The sequence below is a fragment of the Bradyrhizobium sp. T-1 genome, assembly GCF_053592855.1.
The window spans coordinates 2,527,526-2,545,212 of sequence record NZ_CM132115.1 but is presented as its reverse complement, the minus strand read 5'-3'; the positions used below and the strand labels follow the sequence as shown (position 1 = coordinate 2,545,212).

18 protein-coding genes are annotated in these 17,687 nt (G+C 56.6%); all 18 read right to left on the bottom strand.

The window, feature by feature from the left end; genetic code table 11:
• Nucleotides 1-24 precede the first annotated feature (24 nt).
• The 18 genes from ACWAT4_RS12225 to ACWAT4_RS12140 all read right to left on the bottom strand — a co-directional run bounded on the left by ACWAT4_RS12225 (nucleotide 25) and on the right by ACWAT4_RS12140 (nucleotide 17,681).
• Nucleotides 25-411: a RidA family protein gene (locus ACWAT4_RS12225; protein WP_449730638.1), complete on the bottom strand. Its 387-nt coding sequence runs from the start codon at nucleotides 409-411 to the stop codon at nucleotides 25-27.
• A 28-nt stretch (nucleotides 412-439) separates the two neighbouring features.
• Nucleotides 440-1,456, bottom strand: a complete 1,017-nt coding sequence (locus ACWAT4_RS12220; RefSeq protein WP_449730637.1) for a helix-turn-helix domain-containing protein — start codon at nucleotides 1,454-1,456, stop codon at nucleotides 440-442.
• A gap of 12 nt (nucleotides 1,457-1,468) precedes the next feature.
• The gene (gene nbaC, locus ACWAT4_RS12215) at nucleotides 1,469-2,005 is read right to left on the bottom strand and encodes a 3-hydroxyanthranilate 3,4-dioxygenase (protein WP_449730636.1); all 537 of its coding nucleotides are present in this window, start codon (nucleotides 2,003-2,005) and stop codon (nucleotides 1,469-1,471) included.
• Nucleotides 2,006-2,056: 51 nt separating this feature from the next.
• Nucleotides 2,057-2,572, bottom strand: coding sequence for a flavin reductase (locus ACWAT4_RS12210; RefSeq protein WP_449730635.1), 516 nt, complete (start codon nucleotides 2,570-2,572; stop codon nucleotides 2,057-2,059).
• Between the two features lies 1 nt (nucleotide 2,573).
• Nucleotides 2,574-4,142 (bottom strand): 4-hydroxyphenylacetate 3-hydroxylase N-terminal domain-containing protein, encoded by a 1,569-nt coding sequence (locus ACWAT4_RS12205; protein WP_449730634.1) that lies wholly within the window; start codon nucleotides 4,140-4,142, stop codon nucleotides 2,574-2,576.
• A gap of 138 nt (nucleotides 4,143-4,280) precedes the next feature.
• Nucleotides 4,281-5,495: an ABC transporter substrate-binding protein gene (locus ACWAT4_RS12200; RefSeq protein ID WP_449730633.1), complete on the bottom strand. Its 1,215-nt coding sequence runs from the start codon at nucleotides 5,493-5,495 to the stop codon at nucleotides 4,281-4,283.
• A gap of 31 nt (nucleotides 5,496-5,526) precedes the next feature.
• Nucleotides 5,527-5,778 (bottom strand): 2Fe-2S iron-sulfur cluster-binding protein, encoded by a 252-nt coding sequence (locus ACWAT4_RS12195; RefSeq protein ID WP_449730632.1) that lies wholly within the window; start codon nucleotides 5,776-5,778, stop codon nucleotides 5,527-5,529.
• Between the two features lie 74 nt (nucleotides 5,779-5,852).
• Nucleotides 5,853-7,055, bottom strand: a complete 1,203-nt coding sequence (locus tag ACWAT4_RS12190) for a cytochrome P450 (protein WP_449730631.1) — start codon at nucleotides 7,053-7,055, stop codon at nucleotides 5,853-5,855.
• A gap of 601 nt (nucleotides 7,056-7,656) precedes the next feature.
• Entirely contained in the window at nucleotides 7,657-8,619 is a 963-nt protein-coding gene (locus ACWAT4_RS12185) for a PDR/VanB family oxidoreductase (protein ID WP_449730630.1), read from the bottom strand.
• 82 nt (nucleotides 8,620-8,701) lie between these two features.
• Nucleotides 8,702-9,886, bottom strand: a complete 1,185-nt coding sequence (locus tag ACWAT4_RS12180; protein ID WP_449730629.1) for a cytochrome P450 — start codon at nucleotides 9,884-9,886, stop codon at nucleotides 8,702-8,704.
• A gap of 285 nt (nucleotides 9,887-10,171) precedes the next feature.
• On the bottom strand, nucleotides 10,172-10,984 hold the full coding sequence (locus tag ACWAT4_RS12175; RefSeq protein ID WP_449730628.1) for an ABC transporter permease: 813 nt from the start codon (nucleotides 10,982-10,984) through the stop codon (nucleotides 10,172-10,174).
• On the bottom strand, nucleotides 10,981-11,769 hold the full coding sequence (locus ACWAT4_RS12170) for an ABC transporter ATP-binding protein (protein ID WP_449730627.1): 789 nt from the start codon (nucleotides 11,767-11,769) through the stop codon (nucleotides 10,981-10,983). The genes ACWAT4_RS12175 and ACWAT4_RS12170 overlap by 4 nt, the downstream gene beginning before the upstream one ends.
• Complete coding sequence (locus ACWAT4_RS12165; RefSeq protein ID WP_449730626.1) at nucleotides 11,766-12,731, bottom strand: ABC transporter substrate-binding protein; 966 nt, start codon at nucleotides 12,729-12,731, stop codon at nucleotides 11,766-11,768. The genes ACWAT4_RS12170 and ACWAT4_RS12165 overlap by 4 nt, the downstream gene beginning before the upstream one ends.
• 413 nt (nucleotides 12,732-13,144) lie before the next feature.
• Nucleotides 13,145-13,483, bottom strand: a complete 339-nt coding sequence (locus ACWAT4_RS12160) for a cupin domain-containing protein (RefSeq protein ID WP_449730625.1) — start codon at nucleotides 13,481-13,483, stop codon at nucleotides 13,145-13,147.
• Nucleotides 13,484-13,500: 17 nt separating this feature from the next.
• Nucleotides 13,501-14,496, bottom strand: a complete 996-nt coding sequence (locus ACWAT4_RS12155; RefSeq protein WP_449730624.1) for an amidohydrolase family protein — start codon at nucleotides 14,494-14,496, stop codon at nucleotides 13,501-13,503.
• On the bottom strand, nucleotides 14,459-16,030 hold the full coding sequence (locus ACWAT4_RS12150) for an FAD-dependent monooxygenase (protein WP_449730623.1): 1,572 nt from the start codon (nucleotides 16,028-16,030) through the stop codon (nucleotides 14,459-14,461). Before ACWAT4_RS12150 ends, ACWAT4_RS12155 begins: the two co-directional genes overlap by 38 nt.
• Nucleotides 16,027-16,767, bottom strand: coding sequence for an SDR family NAD(P)-dependent oxidoreductase (locus tag ACWAT4_RS12145; protein ID WP_449730622.1), 741 nt, complete (start codon nucleotides 16,765-16,767; stop codon nucleotides 16,027-16,029). Before ACWAT4_RS12145 ends, ACWAT4_RS12150 begins: the two co-directional genes overlap by 4 nt.
• A complete protein-coding gene (locus ACWAT4_RS12140) occupies nucleotides 16,764-17,681 on the bottom strand; it encodes a fumarylacetoacetate hydrolase family protein (protein WP_449730621.1) in 918 nt (305 codons plus the stop codon). Before ACWAT4_RS12140 ends, ACWAT4_RS12145 begins: the two co-directional genes overlap by 4 nt.
• Nucleotides 17,682-17,687 lie beyond the last annotated feature (6 nt).

The following is a 17,687-nucleotide window of genomic DNA, read 5'->3' as shown; positions in this document are numbered from 1 at the left end:
TTCTCCAAGTGAACGCTGAAACTTTCAGGCCTCGGCGACACAGTCAATTTCCAGCAAAAACTCCTTGCGCGGGAGCCTTGCCTCCACCGTCGTTCTAGCAGGCCATTGAGCTGGATCATTGCCGAAGAATTCCTTGTAGATCTCGTTCAGTTCATCGAAGTCAGCCCGACGGTCGAGGTAAATATTCACCTTTGCAACTTTGTCGATCGAACTGCCGGCGTATTCGAGCGTCGCCTTAATATGCTTCAGCGCCTGCCTCAATTGCGCTGCGAAGTCTCCCTTTGCCACCTGCACACTCTCATCGTAGCCTGGAAAGCCGGAAACAAAGATCAGACCACCAACCTTGACCGCATTCGAGTGGGGGGACTTCGAGCGAGGAAGGCTCGGATTGTTAATGACGACACGTGCCAATGTTCTTCTCCTGCCGTTGCAACGTCGATTAGTCGTCCGCCCGGGGACGCTTGCTCGTCTCGGTGTGGTGCCTAGTACGAAATTGCTCCGGCGACATTCCTCTTCGCTTTCTGAAGAAGCGCGCAAAATGCGATGCGTGTGAATAACCGAGCAGAAACGCAACTTCCTTGATCGGGAAATTTGAATACAGGAGCAACCGCGTTGCCTGCTCAATCAAGGCGTTCTGAACGACCTCATGGGCTCCCGCTCCTGTCACAAATCGGCATGCGGCGTTGAGAACATAGACGGTGGTCGAGAGCCTCGTCGCTAAGCTTTCGACGGTATGAGACTGCGGTTTGGTCACGCCGCTCGCGAATCCGACGGATCCGATCACCGATCGCAACACACCTTGAAATTGTCGATATAACTCGGTCTGCGCATCCGCTTGATGCTGCAATTCGCCGTCTGCACTGTTCTGCACCGCGGCTCGATCCAACTCCAGTAGCAGGCAGCCCATCAGGTATCGGAGCAAGTCCCTTCTGCGATTGTCGGGCGTTTCGAAGCTGACCAACAACAGTGAGACGAGTTGTTTGACGACCGCCAGGACGTCTTTTGTGGGCAGTTTCACGAGCCGAGTGGCGGCCAGCCGTAATGCCGCTCTGTTCAACGAACCTTCGACCGAAGGAAGCCCTGCGATGAAGTCGGACGATACGCTTATGACCACGCCTTCGGCATCGCGCTCATAAGCAAACTCGTGCACCACATTGGCCGGCGTAAATACACAGGAGGGCGCACCGACAGAAATCTCTTGTCCGTCGTGGCGGAACGTGCATTTACCCCTCAAGAGTATCGAGAATTGGTCGAAATCCGGATGGCTATGTAGGGAGATGCGCCAGTTATTCGGGATGTTCCTGGCGGCCAGCGGCTCGATATGGAAGAAACCGAACACCGATTGATCATGACTTTCGCCATACAATCGGTATGCGGGAACACGCAGAACCATATCCCCCATCGGCGAGGATGCCGCGTTTGCTCCCACTTCGACCTTTTGTCTTCTCTTGGCCATCGCTCTGCGGGTTCAGGTATCAGTTCCGATACGCCAGATAGTTGGACATTCGCGGTCGCTCTTCTCCTTCCACGCCGCCCATGCGGCTTGTACCTTGGTAAGATCCTGTTCGATGTTCTCGATCAGAAATTCACCTCGGAACTCCAACCTCCCTTTCTCGTCATACCATTCCAAGGCATCGATTTCACCAGGCTGCCGATACCGTTCAATCACCAAGCCCATGCAGCCGGCTGGCCTTTGCGGCGAATGCCTGACGTGCGGCGGCAACAAATACATCTCCCCCTCGCGAACGATCACCTCACCACGTTCGCGAGTGACCGGATCAATCAGCTTCAGGGTGACGTCGCCGCGGAGTTGAATAAAGAGCTCTTCACCGGGATCGTCATGATAATCCGGGCGGTAGTTCGGTCCGCCGACCATCATAATCAAGAGGTTCTTCCAATCTCCCTTCCAGAACTGACGATTGCCTATCGGAGGCTTCAGGGTCGCCCCATTCTCCTCGATCCAGGCATCGAGATCGATCGGTAGATTTTCTAGCGCCTTTAGCACGTTGGATCTCCGTTCGGCTTCAACCGGGGTCGGCACGCAAGACTGATGTTTTCATTGATGCTTTTGGGACCGGGCCATCTCATCATGCAATGATCGATACTGCCGATTGAGATAGATCAGGCAATTCGCTTCGGGGTTCATCGCGATCGCACCAACTTCACCGAAGACCACGCTGTGAGTACCGACCTCTGTCAGGCTGGTAAACTTGCAGTCGATCGACTCGATCGCCGACAACAAGGCAGGCGCGCCCGTCGAAAGTGTGCGCCACTGGCCGGTCGCGAACCGTTCTGACATAGCCATACCCGCCTGGCCACCGAAAGCCTTGGAAATTTCCTCCTGGTGACCGCTCAGCACGTTCACACAGAAAACCCCGTTGCTCTTAAGCGCAGCCAGCGCGCGACTTTGTCGGTGAAGACAGACGAGAAGCGTCGGGGGATCGTCCGAAACCGAACATACCGCGGTACAGGTGACTCCAAGCCGGCCCGCCGGACCGTCGGTTGTCACGACCGCAACTCCAGCCCCCAAACGGGCCATGCCATTCCTGAATTCGACCGCGTCGATGGCCACGTTACGTCCGCTGCAGGTTCTTGAGTACGGAGATATCATCGTTGCTATGGTATGACGTCCCACGCCAGCCGTTTTCATCGTACTCTTCGAGGAATTCGGACGCGAGCGCCTCCATCGAGGCAAGCGCGCCGGACCCCCGAGCGTAAAGTAGGCCGTGCATCCTGATCACCTCGTGGTTGCCCGCATAATTCCGCTCGTACAACTCGTGCCGCGCCCCGAATTCGGAACCAATAGCGTCCCAAAGCGCCTTCATGATCTTTATTCGCTGCTTGTAGTCGATTCCGTTCGACCCTCTCGAGTATCTGGCCAGGTAGGCGTCAACCGTGGGGTTCTTGAAGTCCAATGCGCTGGAAGGAAGATAGATCAGACCAGAGGCCACGATCTGTTCTATGATTGCCCGAATGGCGGGATAGGCCTCGGTTGCAAATACGCGGTAGGCTTGGCAAGCTCTCATATTTGGCAAAACCGCTCCGTTGACCCAGGCATCGGGTACGGCGGCCATTGCATCGGTAAGAGACCAGAATAGGTTGCGCCAGCTGATGATTTCACCGAGTTGAACCTGTACCCCCCGAAACTCGTCCGTCCCGCATGCGCGAAGTGCCTTCACCAGCAGCCCTATGATGAAGTCGAGCTTAACGGCCAATCGGGTGCAGCCTTGGAACGTAAAGCCGTTCTGGAATCCCGATTGAGGATAGAACTTCTTCAACATGCCGATGTCGCGGTAGACGAAAACGTCCTCCCATGGAATGAAGGCATTATCGAAAACGAAGATCGCATCATTCTCGTCAAAGCGGCTGGTCAAAGGGTAGTCGAAGGGAGACCCGATCGCCGCTGCGGCCAATTCGTATGATGGACGGCAGATCAGCTTTATTCCTGGCGTGTCCATGCGAGCCATGAACATGACCGCCATCCCGTCGTCCGTAATCTCGGTCGAGATGTTCTGTCCGAGGAAATTGTAATGCGTCAGCGCCGACGAAGTCGCGACCACTTTTGCGCCGGAAATATAGATTCCAGCATCCGTTTCCTTTTGAATGCTTACATAGACGTCCTTGACGTCCTCGACAGCGCGGTGCCTGTCGATCGGCGGGTTCACAAGGGCATGATTGATGAACGGAACGGTCTCTTGCGTGAGCCTGTACCAGGCACGCGCGTTCTCGGCGAAAGCGCCGTAGAACTCGGCGTTTGCACCCAACGTATTTGTAAGGCTCGCCTGATAGTCAGGGCTCCTTCCCATCCAGCCGTATGTCAGCCGAGCCCAAGCAGCGATCGCTTCTCTCTGAGCGAGCAGGTCCTCGCGTGAGGTCGCATACCGGAAAAAGCGATGAGTCCACCCCTCAGAGCCCGTGTCCGTTGTCGTCGTCAACACATTTTTGAGCTTCTCATCGCGCAAGGCGTCATAGAGCCGCGCGATCGATACTGCCGAATTTCGAAAGGCCGGATGACGGGTGACATCCTTGACACGCTCTCCGTAGATCCACACTTCGCGCGCGTCTCGAATGGACTCGAGGTATTCCGCACCAGTATAGGGATGATCTCCCGTCGCGCTCTTCACATTGGTCTTGACGTTCATTGCGCTACTCATGTCCTGCCGCTTCCTCGCTTCAGCATTTCATCTTGCAAGAGGTTGAGGCAACGACCACTTCTTCAAAAGGAGTGACCGGCACCTGGCAAGCGGACCGCAAATATCCTTGACGACGCGTCCCCCGGTCTATTTCAGGAGAGCGCAGCCGCCGTCCGAAATGGGACGAAATGCCACTTCGCCTGGGATCGTTGAAAGAAGCTTGTAGTAATCGTAGGGATAATTTGTCTCTCCAGGACGCTTCACCTCGAAGAGATACATCGGATGGATTACGCGGCCGTCTTGCCTGATCCTGATGTTCCCGAACAGCTTGTCTTTGCCGCTTACCTTCTTCATCTCAGGCACGACTTGTCGGGCGTCGTTGCTATCTGCCGCCGCAACCGCATTCAGGAAGGCCAACGTCGACGAGTAAACGCCCGCCTGATTCCCACTTGGAACCTTGCCGTGCATTCCCGGTCGCGCAGCAAAGCGCATCGAGAATGCTCGCGTATCGTCGTCAGCATCCCAGTAGAAGGACTCGAGAAGCTGCAGGCCTTGGGCGACATTCAGGCCCATTCCATGAACGTCGTTGATGAATAGGAGGAAAGCGACCATGGACTGTCCTCCTTGCCGAATACCGAACTCGGATGCCTGCTTGATGGCGTTGATCGTGTCGCCGCCGGCATTAGCGAGCCCTATGACCTTTGCCTTAGAATTCTGCGCCTGCAGAAGCAGCGACGCAAAGTCTGAAGTACCCAGCGGGTGTCTTGCTGAGCCAAGCACCTTCCCGCCATGTGACTCGATAAAGCGGGTTGCCTCAGCCTCGAGGCCTTGTCCAAGCGCGAAATTGACCGTGATAAAGTACCAGTCCTTTCCGCCCCGCTCCATCATCGCCGCCGTGGTCGCATGGGCAGTCGCCCAGACGTCATTAACCCATTGAATGGTGTTAGGTGAGCACTCCTTGCCCGTAAGTTCGGAGGTCGCTGTCGACGACGCAAGAAACGTGACCTTCGTGCCGCGAAGCAAAGAGTTGACTGCGAGGCCAACCGCGGAATTGGGTACGTCCACCACCGCATCGACGCCGCCGCTATCTAACCACTTACGCACGATCGCGGTGGCGACATCTGGCTTGTTCTGGTGGTCCGCGAAGACAATTTCGACCTTGGTTCCCTTGTGCGCACTCTCGAATTCCTCGGCTGCCATTCTAGCCGCCTCTACCGATCCCATACCGTTGGTGTCTTGGTACAAACCCGTGACGTCGGTGAGCACGCCGACACGGACGATCTTATCGGACAGCTCCGCGTTCGCCATCTGGGAAGCAAAGATGGTGGCTGCGATCATTAGCGGAAGGATCGTTAGCTTCATTTTGCGCTCTTTGTCGTCCCTGGTTGGCGATTCAGACCTGCTTGTCCGGCACGCGAAGAATGAGACCATCGAGGGCCGCGGTCATTCGTATCTGGCACGACAGACGGCTAGTAGCCCGTCGGTCGGCAGAAACGCCGGTTAAAAGCTCATCCTCGAGCTCTTCGATTTCTTCGAGGCAACCGCTCCATCCCTCATCCACATAGACGTGACAGGTCGCGCACATGGCGTTGCCGCCGCACTCGGCTAGAATGCCCGGTACGGCGTTGCCAACGGCCGCCTCCATGGCACTCTCTTGTTCTCGCGCCTGAATCTCGTGTGATTCGCCCGAAGAGAGGACGAATATAATTGCTGGCATTTTTAGCTCGCCCGCTTGAGAGTGATTGGAAGGCTTTCAAGTCCACGAAGTGTGTTGTTGTATCGGCGCTTTATTTCACCTGAAATCTCAATCGCACGCACTCTTTTGGCCAAGGTCGACAACATCACCTCACCCTCAAGTCGCGCGAGAAATTGCCCGCTGCACATGTGTATCCCGGAACCGAACCCCACATGGCCACTTGTCCGACGACCGATGTCGTAGCTATCAGGATGCTCCCATTTTCTCGGGTCTCGATTTGCCGCTCCGAGGAACATCAGGACCTTCTTGCCGGCACCGACCTTGAAGCCGCCGATCGTGACCTCCTGTGTTGTCGTTCGGAAAAACGTTTGCACGGGAGACTCGTAGCGAATAGCCTCCTCGAATGCGTTGCGGGCGCGGCCTGGATCATCCCTGAGCAGCCTCCACTGATCAGGGAAACGAGCCAGACAATACAGTGCCGCGCCAAGTCCATTGACTGTCGTGTCAAGACCCGCGCTCAGCAGAGTGCGCACCAACAGGGGTGCTTCAGCTTCGGCAATGTCGCCGGATTCAACACAGGAATAGATACACGCCCCGAACCCCTCGGAGGATAGGTTCTCACGTTGGCATTGCTCCAAGACATACGCCTGATGCGGAGCGGAGCGCTCGAGCGCCTGTTGCCGAAGTTGGTTGGGAGGGCCGAACGCGTTAAATACGATACCCGCATATGGCAACAGATGTTCTCTTCCCTCTTTCTTCAATCCGACTGCCTCCGGAAAAACCGAGAGAGGAAATGCCTCCGCAATATCTCTGATTGCATCGACGCTGCCCCGCGCAAGCAACTCATCCGTCCTGTCTTCAGCCACTCTTGTAAATTTCTCGCGCAAGGCCCTCACGACGGCGGGGGATAGAATCCGATCGAAGATCGCTCTTATACGGGTATGCGCAGGAGGATCAGCTTCTAGGATGAGGCTGGGTGGTCGCCAGGGCTTCTCCTTGGCGAAATCAGTTAGCCCGGCGCCGCGACTTGAGCAGAAATTACGATGATCATGCAGTACGTCGTGCACCTCCTTATATCGAGCAATGGCATAGACATCCCATTTCGAAAGCCATATGACAGGTGCGATGTCACGAAGACGCTCGTGCGTGGGATAAGGATCATCGAAGAAGTCAGTCGAGAACGGATCCAGATCCAGCTCTGGCATCTGACGATCTGTCGACGTCATGGTCGCACACCCCTCCGGCTTGGCTAAAGACGTAATGATGTTATGCAGGCCCAGGCGCACTCCCCCGGAGCGTACATATTCTGCTCTAATCGGCTTCCGGCACTAATTATGCTGGAGGCACCCGCGCAGCCTGACAATGACCAATTCCGCAAATTCGCCAGCCACCCGTCCGGCCGCGACGATGATCCGCCGGGCCTACTTGGGATGCACGAACTATCGCTAGAGACGAAGCGGGGCTATCCTCAGTGAGGCTCCGTGCTTCCCGATCAAACAAAGCCAGATGCCGACCTCGCTCAATTGCTGTCGCCGCCGCGACAGCATCGCCTTGCTAGTGGCCACCCCGGGGCTGCACGCTCTAAAAAAACCGGCCGCTCAGCGCTTGCGCCGGCGGCCAGTATTGGGAGGAAACGCCGAAGTGGGACAATGCACGCGAGATCACGTCCGTACTTAGCGGCGAGGTCATTTGCGCGATTAGCCGGTCGAGCGCAATGACCATTTTGACAAAACCGCCCACCATTCATGACAAACTTGCAGCGAAAGCCGAACGGTTGGTCCCGCTCCTTCCCTCAGCGACAGCGCCTCATGTACCGCTGCCGTGAGATCATAGATCAAGGACCAGTCGACTTGACTTCGCCCTCGAACAGCACGGCGTGAAGCGATCGCCTCGCTCTCTTTCTTCATCAGTGAATACTGAGTCTCGATGATCCGGCGTTCCCTCCAAGATTCCCGTGATGCACGATCCGCAAATGCCCTCCTCACATGAAACAGCGAGCGAAAGGCCCGCTTCGATCAGAACATTCGCGGCCGATTTGTCGGGGGGCACACGCAGCTTCTGACCAGTACTGGCAACAATGATTTCAAATGGCGCAAGCTGCCCGTCCGAGATATGCTGTGGCGAGAAGTATTCTCGATGGAGACGACTTGCATCGACCCCCGCCGTTTGGGCCCCTTTCAGTACCCAATCAATGAAGCCCGATGGCCCGCAGACATATAATTGAGCGTCGGGACCCGCCTCCGAAACGACTTGCTGAAGATCCAATTTCTGATCGTCGGGACCATCATCAACGTGAAGATGAACCCGCTTTGAGTAATCGCACGACAAGAGATAGTCCCGGAATGCCATTCTGTCTTTTGATCGCGCACAATAATGTAGCTCGAATGCCGCCCCCATCGTGTTCAATTCCTCGGCCATACGGAGAAGCGGCGTAATGCCGATCCCGCCGGCCATTAGGAGTGAACTCGTCGCAGACTGAACCAACGGGAAGTGGTTCCGCGGCTCACTTATCTTTATGATGTCACCAACTTCTAGCTTATCGTGAACAGCAGTCGAGCCCCCCCGCGATTCTGTCTCTCTCAGGACCGCAATAACGTAAACATCTTGTTGGGCAGCAGTATTGCATAGAGAATATTGGCGAACTATTCCTGTCGCGAGATGAATGTCCACATGCGCTCCGGCGCTGAAGAAAGGCAACGGTTCTGCACTGGCGGGCGCAAGCTTGAGGACGCAGATATCCTTAGCGATCTGCTTTTTGTCAGTGATTCTTACGTTGAGCAGATTTTGCATCGGTGAAGATCGTTCCGGCTTCTTTCGTGGGCCAATCCCTGGAGGTCGTCCTTTTTGCGGAGGGAGGCCGAGGGCACATCGGTCAGTTTCTGCTGAAGCGCATTGGTAGCGAAGCATAGCCGCCGAGAGTGTTATTGAGGAAGATTTCTGGCTTTCCTACCTCGATCGTCTCGACTCTCTCCACCATTGCCATCAATAAGCTGGAGATTTCGAGGCGAGCCAGATGCATGCCAGCACAAGTGTGGATTCCGTGCCCGAAAGCCAAATGGTCGGTCGGTCGTCTTGAGACGATGAATTCGTCTGGTTGATCCCACTTCCTTTCGTCTCTATTTCCTGACGAAAACATGACGAGGACCCGAGAGTCTGCTGGCAGCAAGGTGCCACTCAACTCGACATCCTTCTGCACGCATCGGGTAAACGTGCGCACCGGAGATTCCAGGCGCAACGCCTCATCGATCGCTGCAGGGATGAGGGCCGGATCCTTGCGAAGCAGCTGCCACTGCGTGGGATTCTCTCCGAGTAACCGTAGGATATGACCCGTGGCAAAGATGGTCGTATCCAGACTTGGCCCGATATATTCGCGCATCATAGCAGGGCATCGCTCGGCCAACGTCTTGTTGTCACCGACAACTTTGTAAATGCGATCGGCCCAACTGCCAGGCCGCAGCTTTCCAGGAATGGCTTCTTTCAGACAGAATTCGTGCAACTCCTTGATCTCTGCTACGGCGCTTTTTCCACGCTCGTTCATCGGGCCCATCGCGTTGAACGTCGCTGCCGCCCACCTCAGCATGGACTCGCGACCATATATTGGGAGGCCTACGAGATCGGATACGATCGTGAGAGGGAGGACCTGGGCAAGTTCGGTCATCCCGTCGAAGGTTTTGCGCTCACAAAGATCATCCACAGTGCGACGGGCCGTATCTTCAATAAGAGGCTTGATCTCCTTGAGTGCTCCAGGCAGGAGCGGAGCCGACGTGATGCGTCGGATCTCATCATGAAGCGGCCGATCGGTGGTAAGCGAATTTGCTTTTGGGCCCGACGTCGCAGCGTTCACAGCGGAGTCCATTGCGACACCGCGGGAAGACACGAACGTCTCCCAGTTCTTGAGGACGTGCTTCACTTCCTCATAGCGAGGGATCGCCCATACCTGGTTGGAGGTAAGCCAAACGACCGGCCCAAGATCTCGCAATTCCTTGTATAGAGGATACGGGTTTGTGATGCTGTCCGGCGTAAAAAGGTCGATACTCGAGCTGGGGGCTTGGGCCATAGTTACCTCGATTTGCAGCAATTCGTCCGATCGGTTGAGGCCGAAGAACGTCAGCTACTAAAGTTCTAGGTGGCGCTCGCTTCGCCACCTCGAAGTTGAATGCGGCATCGTGCCTGCGGTCTTGGTATTAATTGTCAAGCTGGATCGAGTGCCAAAACTCGCAACCGCGAGCCAGTGCATCCGACAGGCTGGTGCGGTCAAATCGACGACCTTAAGCGCGCCCGTGGCGAAATGGTTCATCGTGTAGGTGATCGTGGCATGAGCATCCATCTCAAGCCTCCTCGTTTAGAAGTTCACTCCGAAGCGCTTCAAGGCCGCTGATGAAGCGGTTCGGAGAATCCGGTCGTAGAGAAATCCAAGACAGCCCAGAGTCAAAATGCCCGCAAACACCCAGTCTGTGCGACCGTAATTGCGTGCATTCCAAATGAGAGCTCCCAAGCCGACTTCCGAGGCAACGATTTCTGCGGACACGATGGTGAGGAATGAATTCCCCATCGCAATCCTGGCGCCCGTCACCAAATGCGGCACCACTGACGGCACGATTACGGTGCGCAAAGTCGCCAATCGGCCGGCACCGAGCGCTGCGGCCGCTCTCAATCTGATCTCGGGTACAGCAACTGTGCCCGCGATCGCGTTCAGGGTCATCGCAAATACAGTGGTGTAGAAAATTAAAGCGATCTTCGACGCGTCGCCGGGCCCCAGCCAGATGACGGCGAGGGTTACAAACGAGATCGGCGGGACAAATCGGAAGAATTCAATATAGGGCTCACACAGCTTCCTGATTGCACCGACGTATCCCATCGCCATGCCAAGAGGAATTCCTACCGCAACTCCGGCAATCCATCCGGCCAGTATGCGAAAGGTCGATGCGACGATGGACGCCCATAAGCTCCCATCGCGCGCGAGTTCAACCAAGGCCCAGAATGTAGTTGCCGGCGATGGTAGGAAGATTGGAGGAAACCAGAGGCTCGACAGCTCCCAAGCGACCAGGCCCGCGAAGATCGACAGGATGGGAAAGACAACCCCGCTAAGTGACGGGCGCTTGAACAACTTCGCCGGAAGCAACGAGACTTGCGGTGTCATCCCAACGGCCTTCACGCACGACCTCCCAGCACCAGTCCTTGGGCGGTCAAGACGTTGTTCACCTCGACCGCGATGTCGTCCCGAAGCGTTCGGAGGAGTTCGATTGCGCGAGAGCTTGCCAACTGGCGCGGTCGGGACAGATCTACTTCGGCTATGGTCTTGATGCGCGCCTTGGGCCCGACGGTCATCGTTACAACGCGATCAGCTAACAGTATGGATTCTCCGATATCGTGCGTAACGAACAACACTGATGCCCCGGTCTCCCGCCAAATTCGTTCGAGCTCGGTTTGGAGAACTTCGCGGGTCTGAGCATCCAAGGCTCCGAATGGCTCGTCCATAAGAATTACGGACGGCTCATTGGCAAGCACCCGTGCAATTTGGGCTCGCTGACGCATTCCGCCCGACAATTCGGAAGGAAAGCGATTTGCCGCCGACGACAGCCCGACCATGCGGAGGTACTTGTCAGCTTTCTCGGTGCGCTCGCTGCGGCTTACGCCCCGAATGCGGGCAGCATACTCCACGTTTTGACGAACAGTCAGCCATGGAAAGAGCGCCTCAGAACTCTGGAATACAACGCCCCTCTCCTTACCAGGCCCCGTGATCGGAACTCCTCCGGCGAGAACGGTGCCTTGAGCTTGAACGAAGCCTGCGATGACGTTCAGAAGAGTAGACTTCCCGCATCCAGAAGGCCCGAGTAAGCATACAAACTCGCCCGGAGCGATGCTCAGGTTTACACCGTCTGCCACAACGGTGTCCCCAAGCTTGACTGAGACGCCTTTCAATTCGATCGCTATGCTCACCGTGATCGATCCACGTAGAAGCCACGAGCTAGAAAGTGGGGAACGTCAACCTTCGCCGGACTCGACTTTCGACTAAACTGAAATTCAGCAATTTTGTCGAAGCTCTGGATATCGGAGTCGGAGAAATCCCGAAGATGAAACCTCAGGAGCCCAAAAAGCGGAAGCGTATCCGAAGCAGCGAGCTTGGTTTGCTTCTGAAAATCGGCGGCCGCCGCCGGCAGGTCGGCCTCCATTTGGCGGTTGGCTTCCGCAAGGACGTCTAGGAGCTTGTGCGCGACGGCTTCATTCGACGCCAACCAAGTCGGCGATGCCGTGACCCACATCGTGCTGAGATAGCCAACCTTGCCGTTGGTTGCGAGGCCCCTCGCTCCCTGCTTCATTGCCATTGCCGGAAACGGAGGCCACGAGAAGAACGCGTCGATATCTCCTCGGAGCAGCAGCGCAACAAATTCGGGGCCGCTTGCGTTTACGTATTTCAACGCCGAGTCCAAGCCGTATTTTTCGGCAAACATCGCCGCGCAATATTCACTCACAGTACCCTTAACGACCCCCATCTTCTTGACCTGACTTGGCTCGTCGATTCCCGACCGAGCCACGGCTTGCAAATAGTCTTCGGAGTCGTGGAGAATTGCCAATGGCCGCAAGTCAGCACGGGCCAAGCGAAGAATGACGGTTTGGTCGGCAGCAACACCGAGCTGAGCCTGCCCGGCGATGATTGCGTCCATCGCCTCGCCACCTTGCGCTACCCGCAGTAGCTTAACGTCCAAGCCGGCCTTGGCAAAAAGGCCGCGCTCTTGCGCGATGTAGACCGGAGAAAATGCCGGGTCGATACCAACGCTTATTGTGATTGTATCAGCCGCTGCAACCCGCGCGATAGCCGAGATCAGCAAGCCGCAGACGGAGAAGCAAATCAGCGATTTGCGCAGCGGGAGCGGGAGTCTAAATTTATTGGATTTGTGCATGAGCATGTCGCCCCTGATAATTGCCGGTTTCGAGCCCGGTCTTCAATCAGGCTAGCAGACAGATCCAGCATTGCGCAATCTGATATTTCTAGTGATATGCCCGATGTATAGCGGTTTGTATTTTTTGGCTGCATGTCCGTCGATGAAGCCGCTGGCTTTCGCTCTCGCCTCGCCATGGCGATGGAGGAACCGAAATCACTTGGTTAGCAAAGGCGAACGGATCCGACGTTCCGTTCGATGTTGGTCGGATTCGGCTTCCCTAGGTCAGGACCGTGAGCCCTGAACAGAGGAACGAGCCGGTCGCGCCGCGACCGCAGGTTCGGTCGAGGCGGACGAAAGGAAAGGCTGAGTAGGTCAGCCCGCCAAGTTGTTGCGCTACGGAGCCCGGCAAACGGGAAGGTGGCAGGCTCGACTCACGCCTTCGAGGTGCCAGCCATTTTGAGCTCAACAAGAATGTTGCGATAACGCCAAGTGCTGCGGTTGATCAACTCATGAGGAATTCCCGGCTCACGCCAAAGAGCCGTTCCGGGAGTTTCCTTGGTTGGCTTGCGCCGCCCGTCGGAGAAAATCATCTCATTGTCTCCGTCCGTAAGCGGTATCACCAGATAAGGAAGTTCGTGCCGATGCCACGGCTGACGCCCGCCGGGATCAAGCGCCAGACCCCAAACGCGAACATATTCGTTCTCGAAGACAATCTCATCTCCGATTGGTCCCAGTGGTTTGGAGGAATCAAACGCAATTTCATCGCCCATAGTATGTCTCCCATCTTCTATAATTGAACGGATGCTATGTTGCTTCGGAAGATGGCGTCACGCTCGTTGGGCAGCAGATTAGCCAATTGATCATGAGGATCCATCAAGCCCATCGGAAATGGCCAGTCAGATCCAAACAGGACGTGCGAGGCGCCAAAGACACTTTGGGCCAATCGTAGCGCTTGAGGATCATGAGTGACACAATCAACCATGAGGCGTTTCATCAACGCCTTGGGCGCGGGCAACGACCTATCCACTCCGGGTCGAACCGTGTGGAAGCCCATCTCGAAACGGCCTGCCAGCATCGCGGCGGCCCCTCCTCCGTGCGCAAAGCAAAACCTGATATGAGGGTAGCGGGCGACGACGCCACCAAACACGAGATGTGCGATGGCGACCGTCGTCTCATATGGATTCCCGAGGAGATTTCCCAGATAGAACGGCGCGAGGCGCCGATCTTCAGCTTCGCCCGGATGAACTAGAACGAAGGCCCGATTGTCGCTCAATACCCGCCATAACGGATCGTAGCACTTGTCAGACAACATCCGGCCGGACGCGCCGGCTGGCGAGCTAAATCGACTGAAACCACCTTCGATGGCGCGAGTTGCTATTTCGGCCGCGAGATCCGGATGCTCGATCGGCAAATGCGGCAAGGGCGTAAGACGAGCCGATGACACTCGTGTCAGCGATATGAGGCCCTCATTGACCCGGCTGATCCATTGCGCGGCAGCATCCTCGCCCAGATGCTGACGATACATCGGAGGCGGTACTGAAACATAGGCGGCCTCGACTAAGTTGGAATCCAGCCATCCAAGTAGGACCGCAGGAGAGAACAGACCTTTTGCACCGACCACATGCCCGTCGATCGTGAGGGTCGAAGACGCGGCATCCCAAGCAATGCCGTCGCTCCCAAGCACCGATGGCTCTTGGACCGGTACAAGATGAGTATGGATGTCGAGTGAGATCGCTTCCAAAGGATCAACCCTGCTGCAGGACAATTCGACGATACAGCTCATCGGCCCGTCCTGGAGTGATGGGTTCTATCGCGGCGACGTGATCATCTGGACGAATCAACACCAGGGTGTTGGGCGCACAACCCATGCGATTGAACAGCCTCTCACCGACATCCAATAGCGCGCGGTCCCGCAGCCCCGAATCCAACGGAGCATCCCATCGCGAGACGACATAGTGCTTCAAGCCAGGACTGTGAGCTGGAATTTTCGGCTTGCGGCGTGCGTCGGTGAAATACAGAGCAAGGAAGGTGTTGTCGATCAAATCGTGCAAACGGTGCGGTCGACCATCCGGGGCCTGCACCTCGAAATCAGGCACCCTGTCTCCGACCAGGAGAGGTCCCTTGTCCATTTTGACCATAGACCACTGTGCGCTGTCGTCGACACCCAATCGTACGCCGAGCATTGTTCGAGTTGCTGCGAGTCCCCAGGCAGTCCCGGACATCAGATTGGTGACATCGCCCTGCCCGCCCATATACTTGCGAGCTTGCTCCGCCATTTCTCCCGAGCCATTTGCAGCAAGAGGCATTTGCTCGCGTGCATAGCCTCGAAGGAGGTCCGGGCCTGCCCAACCGCGCAGGACCCAAGCAAGTCGCCATGGCAGGTTGATCGCATCAAGAATGCCGGTATTCAACCCAAGCGCCCACATCGGCGTAATCAAATGCGCAGCATCGCCCATGAGGAATATTCGGTCGCGCTGCCATTCCGATGCAATTCGATGATGCACGCGGTAGACGACGGTGTTTATGACCTCGAGCTTGTCGACGTCCCCGATAAAACGACGGACCTTTTCTCCAAAAGCATCGTTGCTCGGCGGCTCCATCCCAGGAGCGAGCGGAAATAAAAAGCGCCAGCAGTGAGGCTGCCGAACCAGGATCATCCACTCCTCGGGGTCCGAGAAGTACGCCAGATACGGGTAGTCCCGAGGATTTGCGAGGTCGAGATCGACCTTGAGGTCCACTAGCATGTACCGGATATCGTGAGACACACCGTCGACGGGTATATCTAACTGAGTTCGGACGGTGCTACGCCCACCGTCACAAGCAAGCAAATAGGACCCTTCGAACTCGCGTTCCCCTTGTGGAGTATCGAAGATCGCTGCCACACCGCCTTCGTTCTGACGGAACGATTTGAGGCGATGGGACAAATGCATCGAGCCAGGGCTGGCCTCGTCAACTGCTCGCTGCAGGATCGGTTCGAGGTGGTGCTGAGGCAAATTTATCACGAAGGGAAAGCGGGTATCCTCGGCGAGCACCTCCGTGCGAACCGACAGAGTCGGCTTATTGGTGGCGCGATCGAGGCCGCCAATTTCGTCCAAACGCAGGGCCTTCTGCAATACCGCGTCCGCCACGCCGTATCGCCGGAACGCCTCCAGTGTTCTGGTGAGGATTGTTCCGGCCTTCGTATCAAGCGAAAGCGTCTCGTCCTCCTCGAAGATTTTGAAAGGAAGGCCGTAGTAGTGGAGACCCAGCGCCGTCGTAAGACCGACGGGTCCTGCACCGATAATCAGGATAGGCTTCGTCTCGCTAGTATTCTTCATGCTTCACTCGCTGGATAGGCGAAGTCGCGACTGACGATGGAGGCCGTCATTGTTGCAGCGTCGGACAGCAAAAACAGAAGGGGGCCAACGACGTCCTCCGGAACTCCGACTCCCGTCGAAGCCCGCCATCGATCATCGTCGGCGCCGGCGTTGGCCGCGCGATACTGCGGCGTGTCGATGACTCCCGGGGCAATCAGATTGAAGCGCACCCGATGCTGCGCGACCTCCTTTGCAGCGCTCTTGACGAACGCGATCAGGCCACCCTTCGTGGCCGCATATGCGGACGCTTCCGGCCACCCCTGGTAGGCGAGCCCAGACGAAAACGCCACAATGCTTCCGCGTCGGCGCTCGATCATTCTTCCAATGACCACCTGATAGCACCACACGACGCCGTCGAGGTTGACCGCCATGACCTTCTTCCATTCGGCCGGATCCATGTCCTTGACCGCCGTCCTCGGCTGTATCGCCGCACCACAAACGAGGCCGTCGATGTGACCGAACGACTTTTCGATATCGGCGAAGGTCTTGATGACGGCGTCGCGATTTCCGACATCGAGCTTTTGAGTTACAATCAAGTCGCTCTCCGCTGCCAGCGACTGCATCGCCTGCTCATCGACATCGCAAACAACAACTCGAGCGCCGGCGAGGGCGGCGGCACGGGCCAGCGCTCGACCAATGCCGTTCGCGCCACCGGTGATGACGATCACATCGCCTTTTGCTTGAAAGGATACCTTCATCGTGGGGCGCTCATAGACGGTATGTTGGTTGCTCCGTAAAGGTCCTGTTCAACCAAGCGGTTGCTGAGTTCGCCCAAACCGGTACCGCGAACGACGACATGATCACCGGCCTTCATGAAGACTTGCGGCTCTCGCGCGTTACCCACGCCAGCGGGCGTTCCGGTTATGATGACGTCACCTGGCATCAGAGTCATGCCGAACGACAGTTCGGCAATTAGGTCGGGAATCGAGAATGCCATCTGCTTGACCAAGGCGCTCTGGAGCACTTCGCCATTGAGCAGGCATTCTAGCCGAATGTTCGGAATGTCCAATTCATCCCCCGTGACAACGTACGGTCCCATCGGCATCGTACCATCAATGCTCTTGCCCTTGAGCCATTGTCCTCCATGACGGCGCTGCAGATCTCGCTGAGACACATCGTTGGCGAGAAAGTATCCGAAAACGTGATCCAGTGCCTGCGCGGCCGGAATGCTTCTCCCGCCTTTCCCGATAACAAGCGCGAGCTCCGCCTCATAGTCCCATTTTGCAGAAATGCGAGCATCGAAGCCAATATCCGCGGTGGGACCGATCACCGTCCCAGGCGCTTTGCCAAAGAAGGTCGGTGCATTCGGTCGCTCGACCTCCTGCCCGTCGCGCTTCCCGCGACCTTCTTCAAAGTGGTCCCAGTAATTCCAGCCCGTGCACAGGATGTCCCGCTGAAAACGACGGATCGGAGCCAACAATTGGGTCTGCGCAAGTGGCACCCTGGGCAAGCTGTCGTCTCTCCGTAGTTTGGCGATCAGGCCATGCCATTCGTCCCCGAGCGCAATCAGATCGGAGACGCTAACCATCCGATGGGGCAGAAGCAGAACCTCATCGTGCTCGACAATGCCCGCGCGCTCTACGCCTGCGAACTTAACACTTGCGAACCGCATCAGTCC